Consider the following 24,771-nt stretch of genomic DNA (forward strand, 5'->3'; position numbering starts at 1 on the left):
AAAAACGAGGAACGAAATGAAAAATGGGAAAACAGAGCTGAACCGCCTTCTGATGACGAATTTCAAAAGCTTGATGATGGCTGCAACGCTGCTGACTGCGGTTCCCGCAGCCTATGCGCAAAACGCGGATTCACTTGTGATCGCGCGCAACATGGACATCAACTCGCTCGATCCGCATCGCACTTTCTGCGACACTTGCCAGATCTACGATTCTGCAGTTTACGAAGGTCTTCTGTCGCTCGACAAGGACAACAAGGTCATACCGGTACTCGCCGAAAGCTATACGGCAAATGGTGACCAGACCGAATTTACCTTCAAGATAAATCCGAAAGCTGTGTTCTCGGATGGCTCAAAGGTTGAAGCCAAGGACGTTAAGTGGTCCTGGGAGCGCCTCAAGAATGTGAAGGCAAGCCCTTCATTTCTGGCAGATACGATTGCTTCCATCGATACGCCTGATGAGGCAACCGTGGTGGTAAAGACCAAGGCGCCCAATTCGGAGTTCTTCAATGTTGTGGCTTCGCCATATTTCGGCATCGTCAATAGTGAGGTTGCTACGTCTGAAGCCAAGGCCGTCAATGGTGAAGATGCTGCAGAAAAGGACAATGCTGAAGCCTGGTTTCTCGCCAATTCGGCAGGTAGTGGCCCCTTCGTTCTGGCCGCGTATGAACCCAATTCCGAACTTCGCCTGAAGCGTAATGAAAAATACTGGGGCGAGGCTGCGAAAGTAGGGGAAGTCGTTATCCGTCAGGTTAAGGATGCCGTTGCTCAGGCGCAAATGCTTGAAAATGGCTCTGCAGATGTTGCCATGCAGATCGATCCGGAAACTGCCAAGACCATCCGCAATCCCGACGTGAAGATTGACTCCATTCATTCCTATAACTTCATCTATATAGCGCTCTCACCGGGTGCCAAATCGAATGAAGTGCCTCTGACACCTGAAGTTCGTGAAGCCATTTCCACGGCAATTGATCGTGAAACACTGCTCGATTTCATGTTGGGTGACAAAGGCCAGTTGATTGGTGCCGCTATCCCAATTGGCTTCCCGGGTGGCTCTGATCACAAGATACCTGAATACAACCCCGACAAGGCAAAGGAACTGCTTGCAAAGGCAGGGCATCCGGATGGTTTCAAGCTTGAGGCAACCTATCCAAACCTCAACGTCTACGGTGTTGATTTCACGCAGATGATGCAGAAGATCCAGCAGGATCTGTCCAAGGTGAATATCAAGGTTGAGCTGCAGCCTGTTTCTTTTGCAACGTGGCGTGAGAAGGTGAATGGTGACGGCACGCCGCTGACCGTTGTCTATTATGCACCTGACTTCTATGGCACATCGCAATATGTCGATGCATTCGGTCTGGCAAAGGGCAGCCTCTGGGCCAAGCGCGCGGGTGAAGCGCGTGACCCGTCATTCGTGATCGGCGACATTCAGCAGGTTATGGCCGATGCTCTTAAAGCACCTGCCGATCAGGCTGATAAAGTCTGGTTCCAGGCTGGTGAGAAAATGGCCGCTGCCAATGTCATCATTCCGATGCTGAGCCCAGACGTCATTCTGGCATATAATAGCAAAGTGAACGGCGTGCGCTATTCGGCTTGCTGCAACCTGCCATTGGCTGAGATTTCAGTCGCCAAATAAGCTATCGCAGATGAAACAAAAAAAGGCCGGAGAGAAATCTCCGGCCTTTTTCATTGCCATGATGTTTTAGTTACGAACGGAGTTTGCAAGCTCCTGCAGGATACGGAGCGACAGGCCGCGTTTTTCCAAATGAGGCATGTGTCCACAAGCGTCAAAAGCGTGGAGCGCTACATTATCCGGCAGATTGCGGCTGTGTTTGAAAGGCAGGATGCGATCCTGTTTTCCGAAGACAACACGAACCGGTATTTCAAGTGATGCAAGGTCGTTTGTAATTGATATGCTTTGTGTTCCATCGGCAAAGAACCGTTTTGCAAAAGCGCCCATCGCGTCACTCAGCGGCTGGTTCTGTCGCTGTTGCACCACGGCTGAAATGAAGGCGTCTGAAATTGCGTCCTTTGCATGAACAAGTTCATGCAGCCAAGGTATGACGCTTTCTTTGGATTTGGCTTTAACGAAGCTTTCGACAAAGCCCGTATTGATTTCCGGCCCCAGACCCGCTGGTGAAAACAATCCGAGCGCACGGATATCGATATTGCCTCGGACTGCCAGTCGGGCACTCACTGCCGCGCCAAAGGAGTGTCCGACAACAATCGCTTGCGAGAGGTTGAGCCGTCGGATTGTCACTTCTACGCATTCTGCAATTGCGTTGAGGTCGTCGACAACGTCAAGCGGCGAGGCACCATGCGATGGCAGATCAATAGCCAGCAAGGGTTGCTGCCATTGGGTGCCAGCAAACAAGCCGCGCCAGTTATTATGATCCGAGGCAAAGCCATGCAGAAGGACAATCGGCGTTCCTTCTCCCTTGCGCAGCCACACCACGTTCAGCTCTGTACCATTGGCGGTGTGTTGAGAGCCGCTTGCTGCAGGCTGTTGCGTTTCGACGACTGCAACAACATCTTTCTTCTGTATGCGCCCGCTCGGCCCGCTGCCTTTGATCAGCGAAAGATCAATTCCAGCGTTTCCAGCCAGACGTTTTGCAAGTGGTGTTGCTACAGTCCTGCCGGCTTGTGTGGTGTGTGAACGGATATCCAACGCCGGGGTTTCCGAAGACTTTGTGGCTTCAGGAGAGGAAGCGGCAGCGGGTTCCGATGCGGGTTTTGAAGGGGCCGAGGAAATGGCTTCGCCTTCAAGAAAAAGGCTTGCCACACTCTGGCCGACGTCGATTTCATCTGATGTCGAAGGCTTTAGAATTTTAAGTATTCCATTGTGAGGTGCATCCACCTCAACAACGGTTTTATCATTGTCTATTTCAAAAAGGAGCTGTCCTTGGCTGACTGTATCACCGTCTTTCGCGTGCCAACGAGAGATTGTGCCGGAATTGGTTTCTAGACTGACTTTTGGATATAAAATATCGGTGGCCATGAGATTTCCTGCAACAATCTGCTACGTCGCGTTATAGGTGATTATGATAAGGAGGGTGAGGGCGCTTCTATCTTGCCGATCAGGCGCTCCTGCAGCTCGACCGCCAGTTGCTTGAGTGCTGGTCCGATTTCGCCATAGCATACGCCTCGTGGAGCAATATCGGTGATGCCGCCACAGGTAATTGCAACCAGCTGGGTGCCGTCTGTTGGTCGAAATGGTACACCAACGGCGTTAATGTAGCTGTACCAGTCGCCGCATGAAACAATGAAGCCGTCTCTCGCAAAGTCCTCAAGTGCATGGCCCGTCAGACGGCGAATTTTCTCCGCATGATCAGGTTCCGCTGCAATCATCTGTTCAAGCAAGGCTTCGCGCTGGGTTTCTTCCATGCCCGCATAGTAGGAAAGCCCCATGGCTGTCCGCCAGAGTGGCAATCTTGAGCCGACATTGAGACGTAGAGAAACCGGGTTTTCGGAGCGGGCATTCGCGATATAAACCATTTCTAGCTGCTCACGCAGTCCCATAGCAACAGCAACGCCGGTCTTCTCCGCAAGCTTCCGCATGAGCGGCATTGCCATATAGACAACTGCGTTTGCGCTAAGGCCCGAATAGCCCAGAGCAATCGTCGCGGGGCCGATACTATAACGTCCAAGGTTTTCGTCGTAGTTGAGGTAACCCAGATTTACCAAGGTCAGTGTCAGTCGCGAAACAGTGGCTTTCGGCAGGCCGGTACGATCAATAAGCTCCTGATTTCCGAGAGAAATATCATTCGGGGTGAAGCTTCGCAGAATCTCAAGCCCCCTTACCAGGGCGCTGGAAACCTGAGCGCTGTCTTTTTCGAGCTCCAACGAACTGGGCTTCGTTCTTTTCTTCACGTTGTCTCCTGGGCTGCTCGTTCTCAGTTTATGGGAATATCACAGCGGAAAATGAAATTTAATTCCAATTATATTGACGGCGTCAAATTTGCTTGTCAATACTATGTGCAAGGACGCACCAAAAACCGCGCCAGATTTCCAAAATGGGAACCGTGCATGTCAAATTATCTCTTCAAGCGCCTCATTGCGATGCCATTTTTGGTTCTGGGCATCGTGACCATGGCCTTTGCGCTCACAACAATCACCAAGGGCGATCCGCTTACATCCATTGTCGCTGAGCAGCAGATGAACAATCCTGAAGTTGTGGCTGCGGCGAAAGCAAAATGGGGGCTCGATCGCAGTCTTCCAGAACGCTACGTCATCTATCTCAAGAACCTGCTGTCTGGTGATATGGGCACGTCGTTTGTCACGAAGCGTCCTGTCAGCACAGACTTGATGGCCCGTCTGCCAGCCACGATGGAGCTGGTTTTATCGGCTATGGTTTTGGGGTCTGTTGTCGGTATCCTGCTTGGTATTCTGGCGGCTTATTATCGCGACAGCGCCATCGATCACGTGGCGCGGCTTTTTGCACTGCTGGGATCATCTTTGCCTGTCTTCTGGCTGGGGCTTGCCGTTCTCTTCGTCTTTTCGGTGCAGTTTGAATTGCTGCCGGGGCCAGGCAGGCTCGATCCACGTATGGCGCCACCTGCTGCAATTACAGGCTTTATGACAATTGATAGTCTCCTCGCGGGAGATTTCGCGGCGTTCAAAAACGCCCTCGCTCATCTGATTCTCCCTGCAACAGTGCTTGGCTGGACCGTGGCGGGTACGATTTCGCGTCTCGTTCGCGCCAATATGCTTGATGTGATCGGGCGTGAATTCATCCTCACCGCACGCGCCAAAGGTGCTGGTGAACTCCGTGTGGTGTTCCGCCATGCCCTGCGCAACATTCTTGTGCCGGTTCTGACAGTCATCAGTTATTCGTTTGCTTATCTCATCACGGGTGCCGTGCTGACCGAAACAATTTTCGCGTGGCCTGGCATGGGATCTTATGCGGTTGAGGCCGCGCGATCACTGGATTTCCCAGCAATCATTGGTGTTACCATCGTCGGTGGCGTGATGTTCCTGATTACGAACCTGCTCACCGATGTTGCCTATGTTCTCGCAAATCCGCGCGTGCGTCTAGGCTAAGGGGAAAGCAAATGGTTGCAGCAGTAAACACCTCATCGCGTCAGCTTAAATTCAGAATACCGCGCTGGTTTACCCTGCCAGTGGCAATCGGAATTATTGTCGTAGCCTTCTGGATCATTGCGACATTCTTTGCACCATACATGACGCCCTACGACCCGCTCGACATGGTTGGACGTCGCCTACAGGCACCAAGCTGGTCGCACTGGCTTGGAACCGATGCTCTGGGACGCGATGTGTTGACGCGCACGCTCTACGGAGCCAAGCATTCGCTGCCAATTGCCCTCTTGGTGGTGGTGAGTGCGGTTATCATTGGTGCTTTGGCCGGTGCTATCTCAGGCTATAAAGGCGGGTTGATCGGCTCTGCCATTATGCGGTTCGTCGATATCACATTGTCATTTCCTCCGATGCTTCTCGCAATGGCGGTTGCCGCATCGCTCGGACCCGGGCTTGAAAACGCCGCGATTGCCATGGTCATTGTTTGGTGGCCTGTCTATGCGCGCCTCATGCGGGCACAGGTGCTGGAAGTGCGTGAGCGTGAGCATGTGGAGGCCGCGATAGCATCTGGCGCCAGCAGCTCCCGTGTTCTGTTCAAGCATATTCTGCCGCTCTGCTGGACCCCGATATTGATCAGCGCAACGATGGATTTGGGGCAGGTCATTCTGCTTGCCGCATCGCTTAGCTTTATCGGTCTTGGCGCAACGCCGCCCACGCCGGAATGGGGCTCCATGATCGCCGAGGGCGCTGTCTATTTCTACAACTGGTGGATCGCGATGGGGCCGGGCCTTGCTATCCTGACCATCGTTCTTGGTTTCAATTTCATCGGCGATGGTCTTCGCGACTATTTCGACCCGCGTTCGAAGTGATTGGAGAAGAAAATGACAAATCCAAATGAGAACACCAGTCTCTTTCGAATTGAAAACCTGCGTGTCGGCTTTGGCCGCGATGGTGTGGTGCTTGATGCGGTCAGAGGCATCAATCTTGAACTCAAGCGGCGCGAAGTTTTGGGGATCGTTGGCGAGTCCGGCTCCGGCAAGTCTATCGGGATGCTGGCCTCAATCGGCCTGACGCCGCCCAATGCCAAGGTTTCAGGCTCGGTTACGTTTCAGGGCGAAGAACTGGTTGGTAAATCGCGCCGCGAAATGCGAAACCTTCGCGGCTCGAAAATTGCGATGATTTTTCAGGACCCGCTGTCCTCTCTCAATCCGGTGATGAAGGTCGGTGATCAGCTGATCGAGGCCTTGCAGCTTCATCAGAAAAAGCTCAACCGGAAAGCCGCTATGGCGCGGGCGATTGAGTTGCTGGAGCTAGTCTCCATTCCGCAACCTGATCAGCGTGTGAAACAATACCCGCATGAGTTTTCAGGTGGGATGCGGCAGCGCGTGATGATCGCCATGGCTGTCGCTAATGATCCGGACCTATTGATTGCGGACGAACCTACCACGGCACTTGATGTCACGGTTCAGGCGCAGATCATGGCAGTATTGCGAGACTTGCAGAATAAACTTGGTCTGGGACTTATCCTCATCACGCACGATCTTGGTGTGCTTGCGGGCCATGCTGACCGTGTTGCCGTTGTCTATGCTGGTGAAGTGGTCGAGGAAGCGGATGTCTTTGAACTTTTCGACAATCCTGGTCATCCATATACGCGCGGGCTGATCGCTTCGATCCCGACACTGAATGATAGCGGCGGCAAACTCTATTCCATTGATGGTGCGCCGCCTGTTCTGGGTGCTTTCCCCAAAGGATGTGCGTTTCATCCGCGATGCGCACATGCACAGGAAATCTGCAAGACAACGGCTCCCAAATATCAGCAATTCGGACGCCACATATCGGCGTGCCACTTTGCCGACAGTCTGCCAGCATATCAACGAAAGGCCGACATACCGGTCAGTAACGAGGCCGCGCTATGAACCAGAGTTTTTCATCGCAAACAGCTCCATCCTCTGTGTCGGATGCCGCTCTTTCGGTCCGCAATCTTCGCAAATCGTTTCCGATCAAAGGCGGCACGATCTTTCAGCGTGATGTGGCTGAGGTTAAGGCGGTCGATGATATTACTTTTGATCTGGCCAAGGGTGAGACGCTTGGTCTGGTTGGTGAATCCGGCTGCGGAAAATCCACACTCGGACGTTGCCTGCTCAGACTGATCGAGCCAACGAGCGGAGAGGTTCTGTTTCAGGGACAGAACGTGGCGCAGTTCTCGCCGAAAGAAATGCGGGCTGCACGCAAGCATCTGCAATTCGTGTTTCAGGATCCGTTTGCTTCACTTCATCCGCGTATGCGCATCGAAGAAAGCATCGCCGAGCCGCTTCGTATCAGTGATCTTTCACAACAGCAGCGTAAAGAGCGTGTCCAGGAAATGCTGCGACTTGTCCGGCTCAACCCGGAGCACGGCAAGCGTTATCCGCATGAGCTGTCAGGCGGCCAGCGGCAACGTGTCGTAATCGCACGCGCCTTGGCGCTTAATCCGCAGGTTATGGTGCTTGATGAGCCTGTCTCGGCGCTCGACGTTTCGGTGCAGGCTGGGGTGCTGAATCTCTTGCAGGAAATTCAGGCGGAGTTCGGCACGTCCTATATCTTCATTGCTCATGATCTGTCCGTCGTGCGGCATATCTCGCACACGGTTGCAGTGATGTATCTTGGGCGGATCGTTGAGAAGGCTCCGGCTGGAGAGCTCTATAACCGACCGCTGCACCCTTACACGCAGGCTTTGATGTCGGCGGTTCCGCTGGCCGATCCGGTCATTGAGCGGAAGCGGCAGCAAATTCTGCTCAAGGGAGATGTACCGAGCCCGATCAATCCTCCATCCGGTTGCCCGTTCAGAACCCGCTGCTTCAGGGCGGAAGCGATCTGCGCGGAAGTCAGGCCGGAATTGCAGCTTCAGGGAGGTGGACATGCGGTCGCGTGTCACTTCCCGCAGGAATGGCGATCACCTCAGTAATTCCCGTGACTAATTTTGACTATCAGGTGCCGCTTAGTGCGGATGTTTGAGAAGGACGTGACCTTGAAAATAATGAACGAACTTGAGGTTCCTGTTATGGGCGATAACAACTCCGCCCTTCCTCTGGCTGGAATAAAGGTTCTTGATCTTTCGCGCGTTCTTGCCGGTCCCTGGACCACGATGAGCCTTGCTGATCTTGGAGCCGAGGTCTGGAAAATAGAGAATATTCAAGGCGGTGATGACACGCGCGCTTGGTCAGTTCCCAATTATAAAGGAGCAAGTACCTATTTTCTCTGTGCCAACCGCGGCAAGAAAAGCCTGGCGCTCGATCTGAAGTCGCCAGAAGGCCTCGATATAATTTATGAACTGGCCAAGCAGGCGGATGTTGTGGTCGAGAACTTTCGTGCCGGAACTGTCGAACGCCTGAAAATTGATTACGCGACTTTGAAGGCGCTCAATCCCGGGCTCATCTATTGCTCGATATCCGGCTATGGCCAAACCGGCCCGGAAGCTCGTCGCCCCGGCTATGACTTCGTGGTTCAGGCTGAAAGCGGCCTGATGTCGATCACCGGACAAACCGATGGCGAGCCGATGCGCATCGGCGTGGCTATGACCGATATCGTGGCGGGTATGGTTGGAACGCAATCCATTCTGGCAGCGCTTTATCAGCGCAACACCACAGGTCTCGGACAGTTTGTCGATATTTCTCTGTTTGAATGTGCGCTCAATACGCTGATCAATATTGGTAGTGCGCATCTGAATGGTGGGCATATTCCAAAACGCTTTGGTAATGCCCATCCGACCGTGGTGCCCTATCAGATTTTCGAGTGTTCCGATGGTGCCTTTGCCCTCGCTGTCGGTAACGACCGCCAGTTTGCAATCCTCTGCGAAAAGATCATCGGTTTGCCTGAACTTGCAGCAGACGAACGTTTCAAGACGGCAAGCGGGCGAGCGCTCAATCGTTCTGAACTGATACCGCCGATGGCTGAGCGTTTCAGCACCCAAACGCGCGAATACTGGATGGGTGAATGTCTCAAGATGGGTGTTCCTGCAGGGCAGGTGAAGACAGTTCCTGAAGCTTTCGAAAGCCCCAACGTTCTGGCACGAAAAGTGGTGCAGACATTGGAAAGCCCGCATCTAGGGCCTGTGTCTCTTGTGCGTCCCGCGCAAGGGTTGGAAGCACAGAAACATGCTTCCTATAAGGCGCCGCCAATGCTGGGCGAAGATAGTGCCTCCATTCTGGAGGACGTTCTTCAATTCGATAAAGCCAAACTGGCAGAGCTGATCGACGCCGGTGTCATTCATCAATATCAGGCAACAGTTTGAGGAGAGAGTGATGACGAACACTCAAGTGGAATATTCCAGTATCAAGCTGTTTATTGATGGAACATGGCGCGATGGTAGTTCTGGTGAAACGGTTGACGTCCTGAATCCGGCGACCAACGATGTTATCGGACATATTGCTAAAGCCACGACGACCGATCTTGATGACGCTTTGGCAGCAGCCGAGCGCGGCTTTGAGATTTGGCGCAAGGTATCGGCCTTTGATCGTTATAAGATGCTGCGCAAGGCCGCAGATATTTTTCGGGCTCGCGGAGAGAGCGTTGCGCGCTTGCTCACGATTGAGCAGGGCAAGCCTTTGGCGGAAGCACGTGCCGAGGCTGCTGCGGCAAGTGACCTGATCGACTGGTTTGCAGAAGAAGCGCGGCGTAGCTATGGGCGTATCGTTCCGCCACGTTTTGCAAATGTGATGCAATCGGAAGTCAAAGAGCCGGTTGGCCCGGTGGCTGCGTTTACTCCTTGGAACTTTCCAATAAACCAGTCGGTTCGCAAAATATCTGCGGCTCTGGCGGCTGGTTGCTCCATCATTTTGAAAGCTGCTGAAGATACGCCGGCAGCACCGGCCGAACTGTTGCGCGCCTTTGCTGATGCTGGTTTGCCTGATGGTGTTATCAATCTCGTTTATGGCGATCCGGCAGAGATCTCGTCTTACCTCATCCCTCATCCGGTGATAAAAAAAGTGTCGTTCACGGGTTCGACGCAGGTGGGAAAACAGCTTGCGGCGTTGAGCGGCTTGCACATGAAGCGGGCCACGATGGAGCTTGGCGGACATGCGCCGGTTGTCATCATGGCTGATGCAGATGTGGAGCAGGCAATCAAAGTGGCAGCGGCTGCCAAGTTCAGAAATGCTGGACAGATTTGCATCGCACCCACTCGGTTTCTGATTGAAGAACCAATCTACGATCAGGTGATCGAAGGTCTCTCAACTTATGCCCGTTCGTTGAACGTCGGAGACGGTCTGGATGCCGACACGACGATGGGACCGCTGGTCAATGCACGCCGGGTCAACGCCATGGAGCGATTGATTGGTGATGCGAAGGAACACAAGGCTACAGTGGTTGCGGGCGGCGAACGCATCGGCAATCGCGGCAATTTCTTTGAACCGACGATCCTTGCGGATGTGCCACGTGATGCGGCAATCATGAACGAAGAGCCATTTGGTCCGGTGGCACTTCTCAATAGCTTTCAGTCACTTGACGAAGCTTTGGTGGAGGCCAACAGGCTCAATTTTGGTCTTGCAGCTTATGCATTTACTGGATCATCGGCCAATGCTGCAAAAATCTCTTCATCCGTTCGCAGCGGAATGATCACTATCAATCATTACGGGTTGGCACTGCCGGAAGTGCCTTTCGGTGGCATCAACGATTCCGGTTATGGAACCGAAGGCGGCGCCGACGCTCTGGATGCTTATCAGAATACGAAATTCGTTTCGCATTTGCAGGGATGAGTCCAGAGTTCGTTTCTCGTTACTAATCCTGGACTATGAGACCGAAGCGAAGCGCGTCCCTCAAGGTAATTCTCTGTCAAGTATGAGTCTTAGAATCATACTTGAAGATGAATCGCTTTACGGGATGCAGACGGGCGCAGATCAAAATAAACTCTCGAAGTGATGAAGCCGACTGAACATAACACTGAAGCAAAGTACGTTTTCGAAACGTTTGTCACAACAGTTTTTTGTCGTAATATTACGTGCAAATTTTAGAAAGCTAGCTCATTCAATATATTGCAGTGTATCATATCAATGATGCTCGGAGAATTTCTATTGAGTCGAATTTTTCGTTCGAGTTGTTTTGTTTTATTGTCCGAATAGGTGATCAGGATAAAGGATTTCGTGTGCAAGTAATGCGCCACGAGTACTCCTTTCGCTCGATCCAAGCCGCCTCTGTATGCTGGCACCACCTGTAACAACTGTGCGTCCGCGTTTCTTTGTCTTCGTAATTGCCTTCGTCCTACCGACCGTGATGTCATGGATCATGCGCTTGACGACGCGCGCATCGACGTCAACGACAGCCATTTTTCCCAGTAATGGTTTTAGAACAATTGCCTATATGACCATTGGGCGGAACAATCATGCTTGCCCCATACCGATGCCCCGTTGTGGCTTTTGCTCGCTTGCGGAAAGTGCCGCATATTCATCAGCCAGAAAATCGAGAAGGGCGCGCACAGAAGGCAAAAGTCCGCGGCGAGAAGGAAAGGCGGCATGAATAATGCCGCTGCGGGGTGCCCAGTCGGGCAAAAGGTTAACCAATCGCCCGGCGCTCACATCCTCCTGAATAACCATTGTGGGAAACTGACAAACACCGATGCCCTGGAGGGCGGCCAGCCGCAGTGCAACCATATCTTCCGTGATCAGAAGCGGTTGATAGGGGATTTCAGCCGTAGCGCCATTCGGACCTAGCAGGTTCCATTCAAAACTGTTTTGCGATGCCCCCCAGGAAAGGCCCGGCATGTTGACAAGGTCGGCGGGCACGGCATTGCATCCCTCTTTGACGAATACGGGGCTGGCTACCAGCCGTTGTTCGCTTTCCGCCAGCTTACGGATGATCAGGTCACTGTCTTCCAGTGGCGGGAAGCGGACACGGATGGCGAGATCGAAGCCTTCACGGATAACGTCCACACGCCGATTTGTGCTTTCCAGATGTACCTTCACCTTGGGATATCGTGCCATGAAACGAGCGATCATTTCTCCAACCTGGAAGTAGATGACCGAGGCCGGGCAACTCACCCGCACCGTGCCTTGCGGTTCCGCCCGCATTCTGTCTATCACTTCCAGCGCGGCATCGGCTTCCACCATCATAGCTAGGCAGTGGCGATGAAACTCCTGGCCGATTTCCGTCACGGCAAACTGCCGGGTGGTGCGCTGAAGGAGACGAACACCCAGATCGTCTTCCAGCAGGGCGATCCGGCGGCTCAGCCTCGAACGCGGCATATCCAGTTTTCGGGAAGCAGCGGAAAAGCCGCCTTGTTCCACGACTTCTACAAAAAGACGCATATCGTTGAGGTCAGCCATTATCGGATCTTTCATTGTCCTGTTTTCAGGACAGTATAGCCTGAACTTCGATCTACCGACGCGTTTGTTCCAGATTTATTTTGCTCCCAGACAGTCATTCCAGTGCCTGCATGGCAACAAAGTAAATTGGGAAGATCGAGATGAGACAGGTTATCGGAGTTTATAGCAGCCCGTCGGCCCATTGGGTGGGAGATGGATTTCCGGTCCGCTCCATGTTGTCCCATGCGACAATGGGCGAGCACATCGGCCCCTTTCTGCATCTGGATTATGCCGGGCCGGAACAGTTCGCGCCTGCATCAGTGCCGCGCGGCGTTGGCAGCCATCCCCATCGCGGTTTTGAAACAGTGACCATCGTCTATCAGGGCGAGGTTGAACACCGCGATTCCACCGGAAGCGGAGGCGTGATTGGTCCCGGTGATGTACAATGGATGACTGCCGCCGCCGGAATTATGCATGAAGAGCGCCATTCGAAGGCATTTACCGAACAGGGAGGCACGCTGGAAATGGCGCAGCTCTGGGTAAATCTTCCTGCCAAAGACAAGTCCGCACCTGCCGCCTACCAGTCGGTACTCGATCGGGATATCCCGGCCGTGACCCTGCCGGATGACGCCGGAATTGTCCGCGTCATAGCCGGAAACTATGCCGGGCATGCCGGACCAGCACGCACCTTCACACCGATCGATTTATGGGACCTGCGCCTGAAGCAGGGGGGGAGCGTTGTGCTTGATCTTCCTGATCAACATACGACCGGTCTGGCAATCTTGCGCGGAATGATCACCGTCAACGGCAACAGATCGGCAAGGGATGCGCAATTCGTTCTGCTCGACCGAAAAGGCGGCTGTTTCCAGGTTACTGCTGACAGCGACGCAACCGTCCTTCTGCTGAGCGGTGAACCGCTTGGAGAGCCCGTCGCCATGCGTGGCCCTTTCGCCATGAACACAAACGAAGAATTGCAGGATGCCTTCGCAGATTTCCGAACAGGGAAATTCGGCGCCATTCCTGCCTGATCCATTCTCGTGGCGTCGGTACGAGCCACGGGTGTCCCCGGACCGGAAACGATTTCGGCCCTGAACAAGTCCATGCCTGAAGAAGGAGACTTAAAATGAGCAGTCCAGCTAACTTTAATGGCCAGCGTCCGGTTATTGATCCCAACGATGCCGTCATGCTTCTGATCGACCATCAGAGCGGCCTGTTTCAGACCGTTGCAGACATGCCGATGCCTGTCTTGCGCAACCATGCGACAGCGCTTGCCAAGATGGCGACGCTGACCAAGATGCCGGTCATCACCACAGCATCCGTGCCGCAGGGCCCCAACGGTCCGCTGATCCCGGAAATTCATGAGAACGCCCCTCATGCCAAGTATATAGCGCGCCGCGGCGAGATCAACGCATGGGACAACCCGGATTTCGTTGCTGCCGTCAAGGCAACGGGCCGCAAGACCCTGATCATCGCAGGCACCATCACCAGCGTGTGCATGGCCTTCCCGGCAATCAGTGCCGTTCAGGATGGTTACAAGGTTTTCGCCGTGGTGGATGCATCCGGCACCTATTCCAAGATGGCCCAGGAAATCACACTGGCCCGTGTTGTTCAGGCCGGCGTCGTGCCGATGGATACGGCTGCAGTGGCTTCCGAACTCCAGAAGACATGGCATCGTGACGATGCACAGGAATGGGCTAACGTCTACACCAAGATTTTCCCTCCCTATCAGCTTCTCATCGAAAGCTACATGAAGGCGCAGGAAGTCGAAAAAAACCACGAACAGCTCGATTCACAACGCGGCTGATTGTGACCGAGACACAGAAGGGCGGCAGGTATCTGCCGCCCTTTTTTGGTGCGCGCTCCTAGAACTGTCTCCGGGTCATTGGTTCACGGACCAGTTTCCCTGCCTGCACGTTTCAGTGGGTTTCATCTGCTCCCGGCCAGAAAATACTTTCATCGATAGCTTTGCGTTGAGCCGCACATTCCCTTGCCAGAAAGTCGATCAGGGTCCGCACTGAAGGCAACAGGCCGCGCCGCGATGGAAATACTGCATGCACGATGCCGGATGCAGGGCGCCATTCGGGCAGGACGGGCACCAGTGTGCCCGCTGCAAGGTCTCGCCAGATCATCATCGTCGGCAACTGCACGATCCCGGCACCGTCGAGTGCTGCATCGCGCAAGGCCGCCATGTCGTCCGTCAGAAGGCGGGGGCGATGCGGAATAACGGCTCGCTCCCCATTATGCTTTTCAAGCCGCCATTCATAATTATGGGAGGCCGATGTCCATGCAAGACTTGGCAACCCCGTCAGATCAGCCGGTGTCGTGACCGGCGTTTTAAGAAACCCCGGCCGCGCGACCAGATATTGCGAGCTGTCATCCAGTTTACGCATCAGAAGATCGGTTTGCTCCAGCGGTGGAAACCGCACGCGGATGGAAACGTCGAACCGTTCGCTGATCACATCGACACGGCGATTGGTGCTTTCCAGATGCAGATCCACCTTCGGATAGGCTGTGAGAAATTTGGCAAATAACGCTCCAAACTGGAATGAAATCAGCGCAGTCGGGCAACTTAACCGAACCACGCCCTGCGGTTCGTCGCGATGCTGTGCGATGAAAGCAGTGGCGGCTTCCGCTTCGACCAGAACTGCCAGACAGCGGCGGTAATATTCGCGTCCTATATCGGTGACGGAAAAGTGGCGCGACGAGCGCTGGATCAATCGGACGCCCAGCCGTTCCTCCAGAAGCGCAATGCGGCGGCTGAGTTTCGATTTTTGCAGGCCGATGGCGCGGCCCGCTTGCGCAAAGCCGCCGTGATCCACCACCTGCACAAAGTAATAGAGATCGTTCAGGTCTTCCATCGTTCTATCAGTAGAACGCAACGTCGATTTTTACAATCTTTTGCACGTTTCGTTGCTGGGATAGCTTCCATTCATCCCACCAACGCCAAACGTTACACGAATATGCGGGTGGCGACCCAATCTCTGACTTCCTGAAAGGAAACGTCGATGACCAAGCCATATGTACGCCTCAACAAGGATAATGTTGCTGTTCTTCTCGTCGATCACCAGACCGGCCTGCTGTCGCTGGTACGGGATTTCGACCCGGACAAGTTCAAGAACAACGTGCTCGCCCTTGCCGATCTTGCCAAATATTTCAAGCTGCCGACTGTTCTGACCACCAGTTTTGAAAACGGTCCGAACGGCCCGTTGGTGCCGGAACTGAAGGAAGCGTTTCCCGATGCGTCTTACATTGCTCGTCCCGGCCAGATCAACGCCTGGGACAATGAAGATTTCGTCAAGGCGGTGAAGGCTACCGGCAAGAAGCAGTTGCTGATCGCCGGTGTCGTGACCGAAGTCTGCGTGGCTTTCCCGGCATTGTCCGCCATCGAGGCCGGTTTCGACGTCTTTGTCGTCACCGATGCGTCGGGTACCTTCAATGAAGTAACCCGCCATTCGGCATGGGATCGCATGAGCGCGGCCGGTGCGCAGTTGATGAGCTGGTTCGGCGTTGCCTGTGAACTGCATCGCGACTGGCGCAACGATATTGAAGGTCTGGGCACGCTGTTTGCAAACCACATTCCGGATTATCGTAACCTGATCACCAGCTACAACACGATGACATCCGGCAAGTAATCCACCTGCCACAACATCCGGCCAGCGAGCCTTGCTCGCCAGAACCGTTCAATGGGAGGCTTTCGTGCCGGCTTAAGTGACATGTTCGCCATGATCGACCTTCTCATCGTTCTGACGGCGCTGGTGACACTTTTCATGCGCCGTCCGCGGCCCAGATTCAGTAGCGGGCAACTGTCCTATTTACGGGACAATGAGTACCGAAATCCGCACTACACAGCGTTGTGCCCCACAGCTACTTACAAAGTCATCGAAGCGATGAGTGCTTCTGGCTGCCTTCGCAAATTCGCTGGCATTCACGCTTCACGACTGCATCTCGATAAGGAAATAGACATGAGAGTATTTGCACTACCGCTGTTCGCCGTGTTGTTGTCCATCCCGGCTGCTCAGGCGGCAGATTACAAACTGGATCCAACGCATACAAAAGCTGTTTTCTATATTGATCATTTCAATACATCGACCAACAGCGGCGGTTTCTATGAAATTGACGGCAATATCTCATTCGACGCCGAAACGATGGATGGGAAAATGGATATTTCAATTCCTGTAAAGACGCTGAATACAGGCATTGCCGGATTCGACAAGCACGTGAAAAGCGCCGACATACTGGATGCGGAGAAATTTCCGACCATCGAGTTCAAGTCGACCAAGTGGAATTTCTCCGGAAACAAGCTGGTATCCGTGGACGGTAACCTGACCATGAAGGGAAAGACCCAGCCGATCCAGCTGACGGCCACCAAGTTCGGTTGTTACCAAAGCCCCGTCTTCAAAGCAGAAGTCTGTGGCGGCGATTTTGAAGCAACCATCGATCGCACCCAGTGGGGTGTGGACTTCCTCGTCAAGGAAGGTATGGCCAAGATGGTCAAGCTTGAAATTCAGGCTGAGGCAATCAAGCAGTAAACTGGCACGGTTGCTTTCAATCTGGCTGTACAAGTTACATTGACAAGGATTTCGAGCAATCGTCACGAGAGACTATAAAGGGCGGCATTCAAAGTGCTGCCCTTTATATTAGAGCGCATCCCGAAAAGTGTGAAACGGTTTTCGGAACAAGATGCGCGTTAAAAAAAGTTTGAGCGACGATCTGATCCAATCAGATCGTCGCTCTAAGAAGTCCTTTTTTCTGGCTGGACGATCCGCTCAAAAAATAAGTTTCACGAGCAGGGGAACCACAAGCGACGTCGCAATCGCGTTCAGGGCCATGGCAATCCCGGCAAAAAGCCCTGCCGTTTCATCGACATCAAAAGCGCGCGCTGTTCCGATGCCGTGCGACGTCAGTCCAACTGCAAATCCCCGCGCGGCATAATCTGTTATCCGCATCGCATTCATGAAAGGGGTGACGACAAGTGCTCCGATGATACCAGTCAGTATGACCAGTACTGCGGTTAGTGACGGTGTACCGCCAAGTGTCGAAGAGATCGCCATGGCCACGCCTGCCGTTGCCGATTTTGGCAGGAAAGAAATCAGCACCTCATTGGAGAGATTGGCCCATTTGCCCATCACGACGATGGAAAGAACTGCAAAGAAGGAGCCGACGACTAACGCTGCCCCCATCGGAATGAGCGCTTTTCGCACCTGATGCCATTGGCGGAATAGAGGCACTGCGATGGCGACGGTGGCTGGACCAAGCAGGAAGTGGATAAACTGGGCTCCCTCAAAAAACCTTGCATAGGGAACATCGAAAATCACAAGCAGACTGGAAAGCAGCACGATGGAAATCAGAACAGGATTGGCCAGCGGATGGCGCTTCAGCCGGACTGAAATGTGCGTTGCCACGATCCAGGCGCATAAGGTGAGTGTCAGCCATAGCAACGGCGAGGCTGAAAGATAAACCCATAGTTCAAGCGGATGTTTCATAGCATCATCTCCGCCCCATGACGCGCTGCACGAGAACGAAGGTCCAAACGGTCACCGCCAATGTGAGGACTGCGGAGACAACCACAATTGCGAGAATTGCGGTGGCTTGTCCCTGGATTTGGTGCCACATGGCCACGACCCCGACGCCGGCCGGCACGAAGAGCAGACCGAGATTGCTGAGAAACCCATCCGCCGCCGTTTCGGCTTCGGCAAAGATATTCCAGCTGAACATCTTGCACAGTTGCATGGCGACGAACAGAAGCACGAGCCCCACAACAGGCCCCGGTATGGGGAACCCGCTCAGGAAGATGATGCTTTCGCCAAATAGCTGGAACAATAATAGAAGCGCTATACCCTTGATCATTAAGGCTTCGTCTCCGGTTAAAGCATTTTCAATAATTCAGGCAAAACGGAAATACTCCATAATCGTAATAGCTAAGGTAAACGACCGACAATCCCGCAGTCTACATGGTCGGCGGTGATAGTGTTTTTCTGATTTGAGCGAATATTTACTCATAGAGCTATTCCGTTCAACAGGCACTTTCAGGATACCGGGTTTCGATAATGTGCCTTCTTGTATCCTGACAGGCAGTACCGATATTACACTCAGTTACTAATATATACCGCTAGGTGTCAGATATTCACCTGCGCCTCAAGGAGAGAACGATATGGAACTGGGCGTATATAGTTTCGGGGATGTGCAGAAGAATACCGCTACCGGCGAACTCGGCTCTACGGCAGATGCAACACGCAACTTGCTTGAAGCCATCCAGCTCGCCGATGAGGTCGGGCTCGATTATTTCGGTATTGGCGAGCATCACACACGTGAGATGCCGGCTTCGGCTGCGACGGTCATTCTGGGTGCGGCGGCGTCGACCACAAAGAACATAAAACTTGGTAGCGCGGTAACGGTGCTGAGCACCGATGATCCGGTACGCATCTACCAGCAGTTTGCCACGGTGGACGCGCTGTCCAACGGTCGCGCTGAAATTACAGCAGGTCGAGGTTCCTCAACCGAATCCTTTCCGCTTTTCGGGCATGATCTCAACGATTATGACGAGCTTTACGCAGAAAAGCTTGATCTGCTTTTGAAGATCAATGAAAGCGAGAACGTCACCTGGCAGGGTAAATTTCGCCCGGCATTGAACGACGCGCTTGTCGTACCGCGTCCAGATAGCGGTTCGCTGCCGGTCTGGCTCGCAACCGGGGGCAATCCGCATTCATCGGTTCGGGCGGGCCTGCTTGGTCTGCCGGTTTCCTACGCAATCATCGGTGGGCAGGCATCGCGTTTTGCACCGCTAGCCGATCTTTACCGGCGCGCCGCCGCCCAGGCGGAAATCGCACCGGAAAGAGTGAAGGTCTCGGTCGCAACACCGGGATTCATCGGCGAGAATGCTGCGGAAGCAAAGGAATTCTTCTGGACCCATTGGCATGCCGTCATGGAACAGCTCGGCAGAATCCGGGGCTTCGCACCGCCGCCGCGTTCGCATTATGACCGTGAGGCAAGCGGTGCAGGTGCGCTTTTCGCGGGTAGCCCGGAGGAAATAGCCGAACGTATCGTCGAGTTGCACCGGCACATCGGCCATATGCGGCAGTTCTTGCAGATGGATGTCGGACAAATGCCGCACAAGGCATTCCTGCGTTCGATAGAGCTGCTGGGCACAAAGGTAAAGCCGCTGGTCGATGCGGAACTGGGTTCTGGAAAATAAACAGGAGAAAACTGAATATGCCAACATCTCAGGTCAGGACAATCGGCATATTGGGCGCGGGTCGTGTCGGCACCGCCATAGCTCGTCGCGCACTTGCGGCGGGCTATGCGGTGCGAATGGCAACCTCAAAAGCGCCGGAAGACATTGCACTTGTGCTGGAAATCATGGTGCCGGGCGCACAGGCTGATACGGCAGAAAATGCGATTGCAGCCGCTGATATTGTCGTTCTCGCATTGCCGCTTTCCAAGTATCGCAATCTTTCGCCGGAACTGCTGAAGGGCAAGATCGTTATCGACGCGATGAACTATTGGGCACCGACGGACGGAACGATCACCGAGTTTGAGAATGAGCGTTCCAGCAGTGAAGTCGTGCAGGATTTTCTGCCGGGTGCACGGCTGGTGCGGAGCTTCAACCATATGGGCTATCATGAAATAGATGAGGAAGCTCGTTTGGCAGGCGATCCGGAACGCCGTGCATTGGCCATTGCCGGAAACGATGCGGATGCGCGCCGGGAAGTGGCTGCCTTTATCGACCGGATCGGGTTCGATCCTGTCGATGCCGGCCCGCTGGCTTTCAGCCGTTTGTTCGATACCGGAACGTCGCTGTTCGGCGCGATGATCAATCGGGTGGATATGGAGCGCGCTCTTCAACTGCAACGCGCAGGATAGGGCGCTTCCGGCAAACTGAGAAACGCTCCAGAAGATCAGAAAGTGGGAGGAGACTAAAATGGTCGATATGAGGATGGGTAAGGAAGACCAAGATGCCCGCAACGGGCGTTATGTGGCTCGTATCGAGGGAATTGAAGGTGAAACTGAAATCACCTTCACCAAGCGTGGTGCCAACCTGATCAGCGCCGACCATACTGGAGCGCCGGACAGTATGAAGGGGACGGGTTCGGCCGCAGCGCTTGTAACCTTCATGATTGAGGATGCGCGCCAGAATGGAATGAAAATTATACCGCTCTGCCCCTATGTGCGCGCGCAATATCGCAGGCATCCGGAATGGGCAGATGTGATGACCGTACCGCCGGGCGAAGACCCGGCGGTCTGATTACGCTTCCAAGAAGGACGAAGTGTCTAGCGGATTGATTCTGATGTTTGATACCCGTCCGGCATAGATCTCGTTTCAGCTCAACCGGTCATCATTCGATAGATTGCCGGTAGAGCAACAGGCAGTTTCGACAGCTTCGCGACGAGAGCATAGTTTCTCCGGCCGAAAAGCGCCGGGAGATAGGCGCTTGCCTCCCGGTCGACCGTCACGGCAAAGACATTGACGCCAGTTGTGCGTGCTTCACTGACCGCCCTGCGACTGTCTTCAAGTGCGAACCGGCCCTCATAATGATCGACATCGTTCGGTTTCCCGTCCGTCAGAACCAGCAGAAGCTTCTTTCGGTTGGGCTGTTCCGCAAGCTTTGCCGTTGCATGACGGATGGCCGCTCCCATGCGCGTGTAGAAGCCGGGTTTCAGTGCCGCAATGCGGTGTTCAACGGCAGGACCAAAGGTCTCATCGAAGTTCTTCACTGTTTCGACACGCACCCATGAACGGCGGCGTGAAGTGAAGGTCTGGATGGAGCAGCGGTCGCCACAGGCAGCGATGCCATTGGCCAGAACCAGAAGTGCCTCTTTTTCCACATCCAGCACGCGCCGATTGTCGATCCATGCATCGGTAGATAGCGAGACATCGACCAGAATGGTGACGGCAAGGTCATTTGCCCTGGGTCGGCTCATCAGGTGCACATGGTCGCTACCCTGACCTCCGGCGGCAAAGTCACATCTTGAACGGACCACGGCATCGAGATCAAGATCGTTGCCATCCAGTTGCGCCCGCATCAATTCGCGGCCCGGCCGCAGAATCTCGAACTGGCGACGCACCCGGCGCACAAGGCTCGCTGCTTCATCGTCGAGTTCCATTCGCACGTCTCGGGCTTGCGCTGGCGTTGCCAGAACACTGCAATGATCCTGAAGATATACACCTTTGCGATAGTCCCATTCGGGATAGGTCAGTTTGGCGGTCAGAGCCGTGCGGTCGACAGCTTCAGGCGGCAAATCGAGATCGAAACGGAAACGGGCTGCGGGCCTGCCTTTGCGCTCGCCCAATGTCAGATCGTCAAGTTCATCGGCAGATTTTGCATTCTGCTCGTCACTATCATCAGTTGGCCGGTCGACGCTGACCATCTCTGCCATAGCAAGGATTTTCTCAAAGCGATTGAGAATAAACGGGCTTCTGTCGGCCAGTCTCGGGTCCTGCTTCTCACGGTTTGCGATCTGCCGTCCGGTTTCGACACCTTCCGCCTTGCTGTTAAACACCGGTTGATCGTCGTTGTCGCGAGGCGCGGTTTCCTCGCGTCTTATCAGCTCCGGCCAAAGCGGAACGGGCAGGGCGGGCAGATAGCCTGCGGGCGCGCAATGCGGAAAGATCGTAGCGAGACTATCGTCCGTCAGTCCTGCACCCTGTTTCAAAAGCGCCAGAATGCGCTCCTCCACTTGTTGTTCAAGACCGTAGAGTGAACGTTTGGGACGTACAGCCAGCACCGCTTCGCAGAGTCGCGCATAACGTTGCTGCAGGCCCGGAAATATCCGGCAGGTCTTCGCAACCGTGTCCGATGCCGCTGCAAGCGCTATAAGATTGCGGCGCAAAGGGTCATGCGGAAGCTCCTCCATTTCGGTCGGCATGACCGCCATGTAGCCTGCAAGCCAGACATAGAGATCGTAATTGAGTGTGCGATCGGGAAAGAGCGCAATCTCCGGCGGGAGCATCAATGTCGCTTCGTCCCGCAACGGTTGGCTGAGTTTCTCTTCGCCCAAAGCCATTCGCTGCCTCAATCCCAGCCTGTGTCCGGAGGTTCGTGCGCGGGCAGGGGCAATCTGCACGGCGACATCACCGCCAAAGCCACGAAAGCAGATGGCCAGCTTCTGGCGAATATCGCCAAGTTGTACAGCGTGCTGGGGATAATGTGGCCACGATCCGGTTTTGCCGATCAGGCGGTGCCAGGCCCGGCCAACGGTTTCCTCCAGTTCCAGAAAATCCAGCATTGTGTGCCCGCCTATTTCAACATTGCATCGGCGACTTCAATCAGGGCGGCTTTCACATCCGGCTCATCGGTCAGCGGCTCGATCATCGCGGCACGGGCCGCTTCGCGCTGCGACATGCCAGCATCGATCAGCGTGGCGCAGTAGACCAGCAGACGTGTTGAAACGCCTTCTTCCAGATCATGGCCTTTCAGTCCGCGCAGCCGGTGAGCCAGTGCCACCAGTGGCGCAACCTTGGGGGCAGCGAGGCCGCTTTCTTCGCTCACCACTGCGATTTCCTGTTCTTTGGGCAGGAAATCAAACTCGATGGCAACAAAGCGCTGTCGTGTGCTTGGCTTCAGGGATTTGAGCAGGTTCTGGTAACCCGGATTGTAAGACACGACGAGCATGAAACCATCAGGTGCTTCAAGCAGTTCGCCGGTGCGTTCCAACGGCAGAAGGCGGCGGTCGTCAGTCAGCGGATGCAGGACCACGGCCACGTCCTTACGTGCTTCGACGATCTCATCGAGATAGCAGATGCCGCCTTCGCGCACGGCGCGGGTCAGTGGGCCGTCGACCCATACGGTGTCACCACCTTTCAGCAGATAACGCCCGGTCAGATCGGCAGCCGCCAGATCGTCGTGGCAGGAAACCGTCGAGAGTGGCAGGCCGAGTTTTGCGGCCATATGGCTTACAAAGCGCGTCTTTCCGCAGCCGGTCGGTCCCTTGAGAAGCAGTGGCAGCTTGCGTGTCCATGCCATTTCGAAGAGCGCGCATTCATTGCCGGATGCGCTGTATAGAGGGATTGAGGCGTTAGTATTTTCTACATTTATGAGAATGGGGTTCATGGCCGTTTTCCTTTGTATCAAGCAATGAAGCCCCGCCATCAGGCGGGGCTTGGTGTCGATCATTCGGCGGGCTGTATCAAACCGTTTGCATTTTCACGGCGTTCCTTGCCTGGAACCAGCACGGCCCAGATGAACATGAAGGCCGAGATTACAACGACGACGCCGGATCCGAGGCGTATCCAGTAGAACAGCGCCAACTGGTCCTGCACGACCATAAAGCTCTCACCCAGAACACGTTGCAGATGGGTCTGCACCACGCCTGCGAAAGTGAGTGCAAAGGTCATGACAGACATTGCCGTGCACATCGCCCAGAAGCTCACCATGGAGAGCATCTGATTATAAGGGGCCCGTCCGCGCAGTTCGGGGATCGCATAGGCCATCATGGCAAGATTAAGCATGACATAGGCGCCGAAGAAGGCGAGGTGGCCGTGGGCGGCGGTAAGCTGCGTGCCGTGGGTATAATAGTTGACCGACGACAGCGTGTGCAGGAAGCCCCATACGCCAGCACCGAAGAAAGCCATCACCGAACAACCGATGGACCAGAGAAGGGCAGCACGGTTTGGATGTTTGCGACCGGCCTTCCATGTCATCACGAAGGTAAAGATGACCATGGTGAAGAACGGAGCGACTTCCAGCGTCGAGAACAGCGAACCGATCCACTGCCAGTAACCGGGCGCGCCGATCCAGTAATAGTGGTGACCCGTTCCGAGAATGCCGGAGAACAGGGCCAGGCCCACGATGACATAAAGCCATTTTTCGACGACTTCGCGGTCGATACCGTTGAGCTTGATCATCAGGAAGGCGAGGATCGACGCCATGATGAGTTCCCACACGCCTTCAACCCACAGATGGATGACGTACCACCAGTAGAGTTTGTCGAGTGCGAGATTGATTGGATTGTAGAAGGCGAACAGGAAGAACAGGGACAGTCCCCACAGGCCAAACAGCAGAATGTTGGTGACTGTCGTTTTGCGGCCCTTCAAGGCGGTCATGGTAATGTTGAACATGAACATCAGGCAGACGACAAGAATGCCGACCTTGATGATAAATGGCTGTTCGAGAAACTCTCGGCCTTCATGGATCTTGAAAAGATAACCCACCACGGCAACGCCTGCTGCAACAAAAAACATCCAGAACTGAATGACAGCAAGCTTGGTACTGTAGAGTTCGGTCTCCGTCTCTTCAGGCAGCAGATAGTAGGTCGAGCCCATGAACCCCATCAGCAGCCAGACGACCAGCGCATTCGTATGGATCATGCGGACAATGTTGAAGGGGAGGAGCTCTGACAGCGTATTGGGCAGGACATAGATCGTACCGGCGAGAACGCCGAATGCGACCTGCGCGATGAACAGCACGAGTGCTCCATAGAAATAGAGCATCGCGACCTTTTGGCTTTCATATTTCATATCGTGTAACTC

At 54.3% G+C, this 24,771-nt stretch carries 23 protein-coding genes; 14 read left to right on the plus strand and 9 right to left on the minus strand.

The window, feature by feature from the left end:
• The first annotated feature begins 73 nt into the window (after positions 1-73).
• Positions 74-1,633 (plus strand): ABC transporter substrate-binding protein, encoded by a 1,560-nt coding sequence (locus tag CQZ93_RS04755; RefSeq protein WP_105543177.1) that lies wholly within the window; start codon positions 74-76, stop codon positions 1,631-1,633.
• A gap of 66 nt (positions 1,634-1,699) precedes the next feature.
• Here the strand turns inward: CQZ93_RS04755 and CQZ93_RS04760 are convergent, their stop codons facing one another.
• Positions 1,700-2,995: an acetoin dehydrogenase dihydrolipoyllysine-residue acetyltransferase subunit gene (locus CQZ93_RS04760; protein WP_105541563.1), complete on the minus strand. Its 1,296-nt coding sequence runs from the start codon at positions 2,993-2,995 to the stop codon at positions 1,700-1,702.
• A gap of 41 nt (positions 2,996-3,036) precedes the next feature.
• Entirely contained in the window at positions 3,037-3,867 is an 831-nt protein-coding gene (locus CQZ93_RS04765; protein ID WP_105541564.1) for an IclR family transcriptional regulator, read from the minus strand.
• Between the two features lie 156 nt (positions 3,868-4,023).
• On the opposite strand from CQZ93_RS04765, the gene CQZ93_RS04770 reads away from it, so the two are divergent.
• The 6 genes from CQZ93_RS04770 (at position 4,024) to CQZ93_RS04795 (ending at position 10,763) form a co-directional block, all read left to right on the plus strand.
• Positions 4,024-5,037 (plus strand): ABC transporter permease, encoded by a 1,014-nt coding sequence (locus tag CQZ93_RS04770; protein WP_105543178.1) that lies wholly within the window; start codon positions 4,024-4,026, stop codon positions 5,035-5,037.
• Between the two features lie 11 nt (positions 5,038-5,048).
• The gene (locus tag CQZ93_RS04775) at positions 5,049-5,900 is read left to right on the plus strand and encodes an ABC transporter permease (RefSeq protein ID WP_105541565.1); all 852 of its coding nucleotides are present in this window, start codon (positions 5,049-5,051) and stop codon (positions 5,898-5,900) included.
• Between the two features lie 12 nt (positions 5,901-5,912).
• Positions 5,913-6,947: an ABC transporter ATP-binding protein gene (locus CQZ93_RS04780; protein WP_105541566.1), complete on the plus strand. Its 1,035-nt coding sequence runs from the start codon at positions 5,913-5,915 to the stop codon at positions 6,945-6,947.
• The gene (locus tag CQZ93_RS04785; RefSeq protein WP_105541567.1) at positions 6,944-7,975 is read left to right on the plus strand and encodes an ABC transporter ATP-binding protein; all 1,032 of its coding nucleotides are present in this window, start codon (positions 6,944-6,946) and stop codon (positions 7,973-7,975) included. Before CQZ93_RS04780 ends, CQZ93_RS04785 begins: the two co-directional genes overlap by 4 nt.
• Before the next feature lie 72 nt (positions 7,976-8,047).
• Positions 8,048-9,301, plus strand: coding sequence for a CaiB/BaiF CoA transferase family protein (locus CQZ93_RS04790; RefSeq protein WP_105541568.1), 1,254 nt, complete (start codon positions 8,048-8,050; stop codon positions 9,299-9,301).
• A gap of 10 nt (positions 9,302-9,311) precedes the next feature.
• Complete coding sequence (locus tag CQZ93_RS04795) at positions 9,312-10,763, plus strand: NAD-dependent succinate-semialdehyde dehydrogenase (RefSeq protein ID WP_105541569.1); 1,452 nt, start codon at positions 9,312-9,314, stop codon at positions 10,761-10,763.
• A 621-nt stretch (positions 10,764-11,384) separates the two neighbouring features.
• Here CQZ93_RS04795 and CQZ93_RS04805 read toward each other — a convergent pair.
• Positions 11,385-12,326, minus strand: coding sequence for a LysR family transcriptional regulator (locus CQZ93_RS04805; protein ID WP_210201092.1), 942 nt, complete (start codon positions 12,324-12,326; stop codon positions 11,385-11,387).
• A 140-nt stretch (positions 12,327-12,466) separates the two neighbouring features.
• On the opposite strand from CQZ93_RS04805, the gene CQZ93_RS04810 reads away from it, so the two are divergent.
• Together CQZ93_RS04810 and CQZ93_RS04815 are read left to right on the plus strand one after the other, a co-directional pair.
• Positions 12,467-13,333: a pirin family protein gene (locus CQZ93_RS04810; RefSeq protein ID WP_105541572.1), complete on the plus strand. Its 867-nt coding sequence runs from the start codon at positions 12,467-12,469 to the stop codon at positions 13,331-13,333.
• 95 nt (positions 13,334-13,428) lie between these two features.
• The gene (locus CQZ93_RS04815; protein ID WP_105541573.1) at positions 13,429-14,109 is read left to right on the plus strand and encodes a hydrolase; all 681 of its coding nucleotides are present in this window, start codon (positions 13,429-13,431) and stop codon (positions 14,107-14,109) included.
• 112 nt (positions 14,110-14,221) lie between these two features.
• On the opposite strand, the gene CQZ93_RS04820 is transcribed toward CQZ93_RS04815, so the two are convergent.
• Positions 14,222-15,163 carry a LysR substrate-binding domain-containing protein gene (locus tag CQZ93_RS04820; protein WP_105541574.1) on the minus strand — a complete coding sequence of 314 codons (942 nt, stop codon included), beginning with the start codon at positions 15,161-15,163 and terminating at the stop codon, positions 14,222-14,224.
• Positions 15,164-15,310: 147 nt separating this feature from the next.
• On the opposite strand from CQZ93_RS04820, the gene ycaC reads away from it, so the two are divergent.
• A complete protein-coding gene (gene ycaC, locus CQZ93_RS04825; RefSeq protein WP_105541575.1) occupies positions 15,311-15,937 on the plus strand; it encodes an isochorismate family cysteine hydrolase YcaC in 627 nt (208 codons plus the stop codon).
• A 51-nt stretch (positions 15,938-15,988) separates the two neighbouring features.
• Positions 15,989-16,834, plus strand: coding sequence for a YceI family protein (locus tag CQZ93_RS04830; RefSeq protein ID WP_286152106.1), 846 nt, complete (start codon positions 15,989-15,991; stop codon positions 16,832-16,834).
• A 237-nt stretch (positions 16,835-17,071) separates the two neighbouring features.
• Here the strand turns inward: CQZ93_RS04830 and CQZ93_RS04835 are convergent, their stop codons facing one another.
• Together CQZ93_RS04835 and CQZ93_RS04840 are read right to left on the minus strand one after the other, a co-directional pair.
• Positions 17,072-17,788, minus strand: a complete 717-nt coding sequence (locus CQZ93_RS04835) for an LrgB family protein (protein WP_105541576.1) — start codon at positions 17,786-17,788, stop codon at positions 17,072-17,074.
• Positions 17,789-17,792: 4 nt separating this feature from the next.
• Positions 17,793-18,152, minus strand: a complete 360-nt coding sequence (locus CQZ93_RS04840) for a CidA/LrgA family protein (RefSeq protein WP_105541577.1) — start codon at positions 18,150-18,152, stop codon at positions 17,793-17,795.
• Positions 18,153-18,456: 304 nt separating this feature from the next.
• Here CQZ93_RS04840 and CQZ93_RS04845 point away from each other — a divergent pair, with 304 nt between their 5' ends.
• The 3 genes from CQZ93_RS04845 to CQZ93_RS04855 are packed head-to-tail and all read left to right on the plus strand — an operon-like array spanning position 18,457 to position 20,547.
• Positions 18,457-19,497 carry an LLM class flavin-dependent oxidoreductase gene (locus tag CQZ93_RS04845; RefSeq protein WP_105541578.1) on the plus strand — a complete coding sequence of 347 codons (1,041 nt, stop codon included), beginning with the start codon at positions 18,457-18,459 and terminating at the stop codon, positions 19,495-19,497.
• Between the two features lie 17 nt (positions 19,498-19,514).
• On the plus strand, positions 19,515-20,165 hold the full coding sequence (locus CQZ93_RS04850) for an NADPH-dependent F420 reductase (RefSeq protein WP_105541579.1): 651 nt from the start codon (positions 19,515-19,517) through the stop codon (positions 20,163-20,165).
• 58 nt (positions 20,166-20,223) lie between these two features.
• On the plus strand, positions 20,224-20,547 hold the full coding sequence (locus tag CQZ93_RS04855) for a GNAT family N-acetyltransferase (protein WP_105541580.1): 324 nt from the start codon (positions 20,224-20,226) through the stop codon (positions 20,545-20,547).
• An 80-nt stretch (positions 20,548-20,627) separates the two neighbouring features.
• On the opposite strand, the gene CQZ93_RS04860 is transcribed toward CQZ93_RS04855, so the two are convergent.
• The 3 genes from CQZ93_RS04860 to CQZ93_RS04870 are packed head-to-tail and all read right to left on the minus strand — an operon-like array spanning position 20,628 to position 24,759.
• Complete coding sequence (locus CQZ93_RS04860) at positions 20,628-22,529, minus strand: nitric oxide reductase activation protein NorD (protein ID WP_105541581.1); 1,902 nt, start codon at positions 22,527-22,529, stop codon at positions 20,628-20,630.
• 11 nt (positions 22,530-22,540) lie between these two features.
• Positions 22,541-23,353 carry a CbbQ/NirQ/NorQ/GpvN family protein gene (locus CQZ93_RS04865; protein WP_105541582.1) on the minus strand — a complete coding sequence of 271 codons (813 nt, stop codon included), beginning with the start codon at positions 23,351-23,353 and terminating at the stop codon, positions 22,541-22,543.
• 59 nt (positions 23,354-23,412) lie between these two features.
• Positions 23,413-24,759, minus strand: coding sequence for a nitric-oxide reductase large subunit (locus tag CQZ93_RS04870; RefSeq protein WP_105541583.1), 1,347 nt, complete (start codon positions 24,757-24,759; stop codon positions 23,413-23,415).
• Between the last annotated feature and the right edge of the window lie 12 nt (positions 24,760-24,771).

Source organism: Ochrobactrum vermis, from assembly GCF_002975205.1.
In the GTDB taxonomy this organism is placed as follows: domain Bacteria; phylum Pseudomonadota; class Alphaproteobacteria; order Rhizobiales; family Rhizobiaceae; genus Brucella; species Brucella vermis.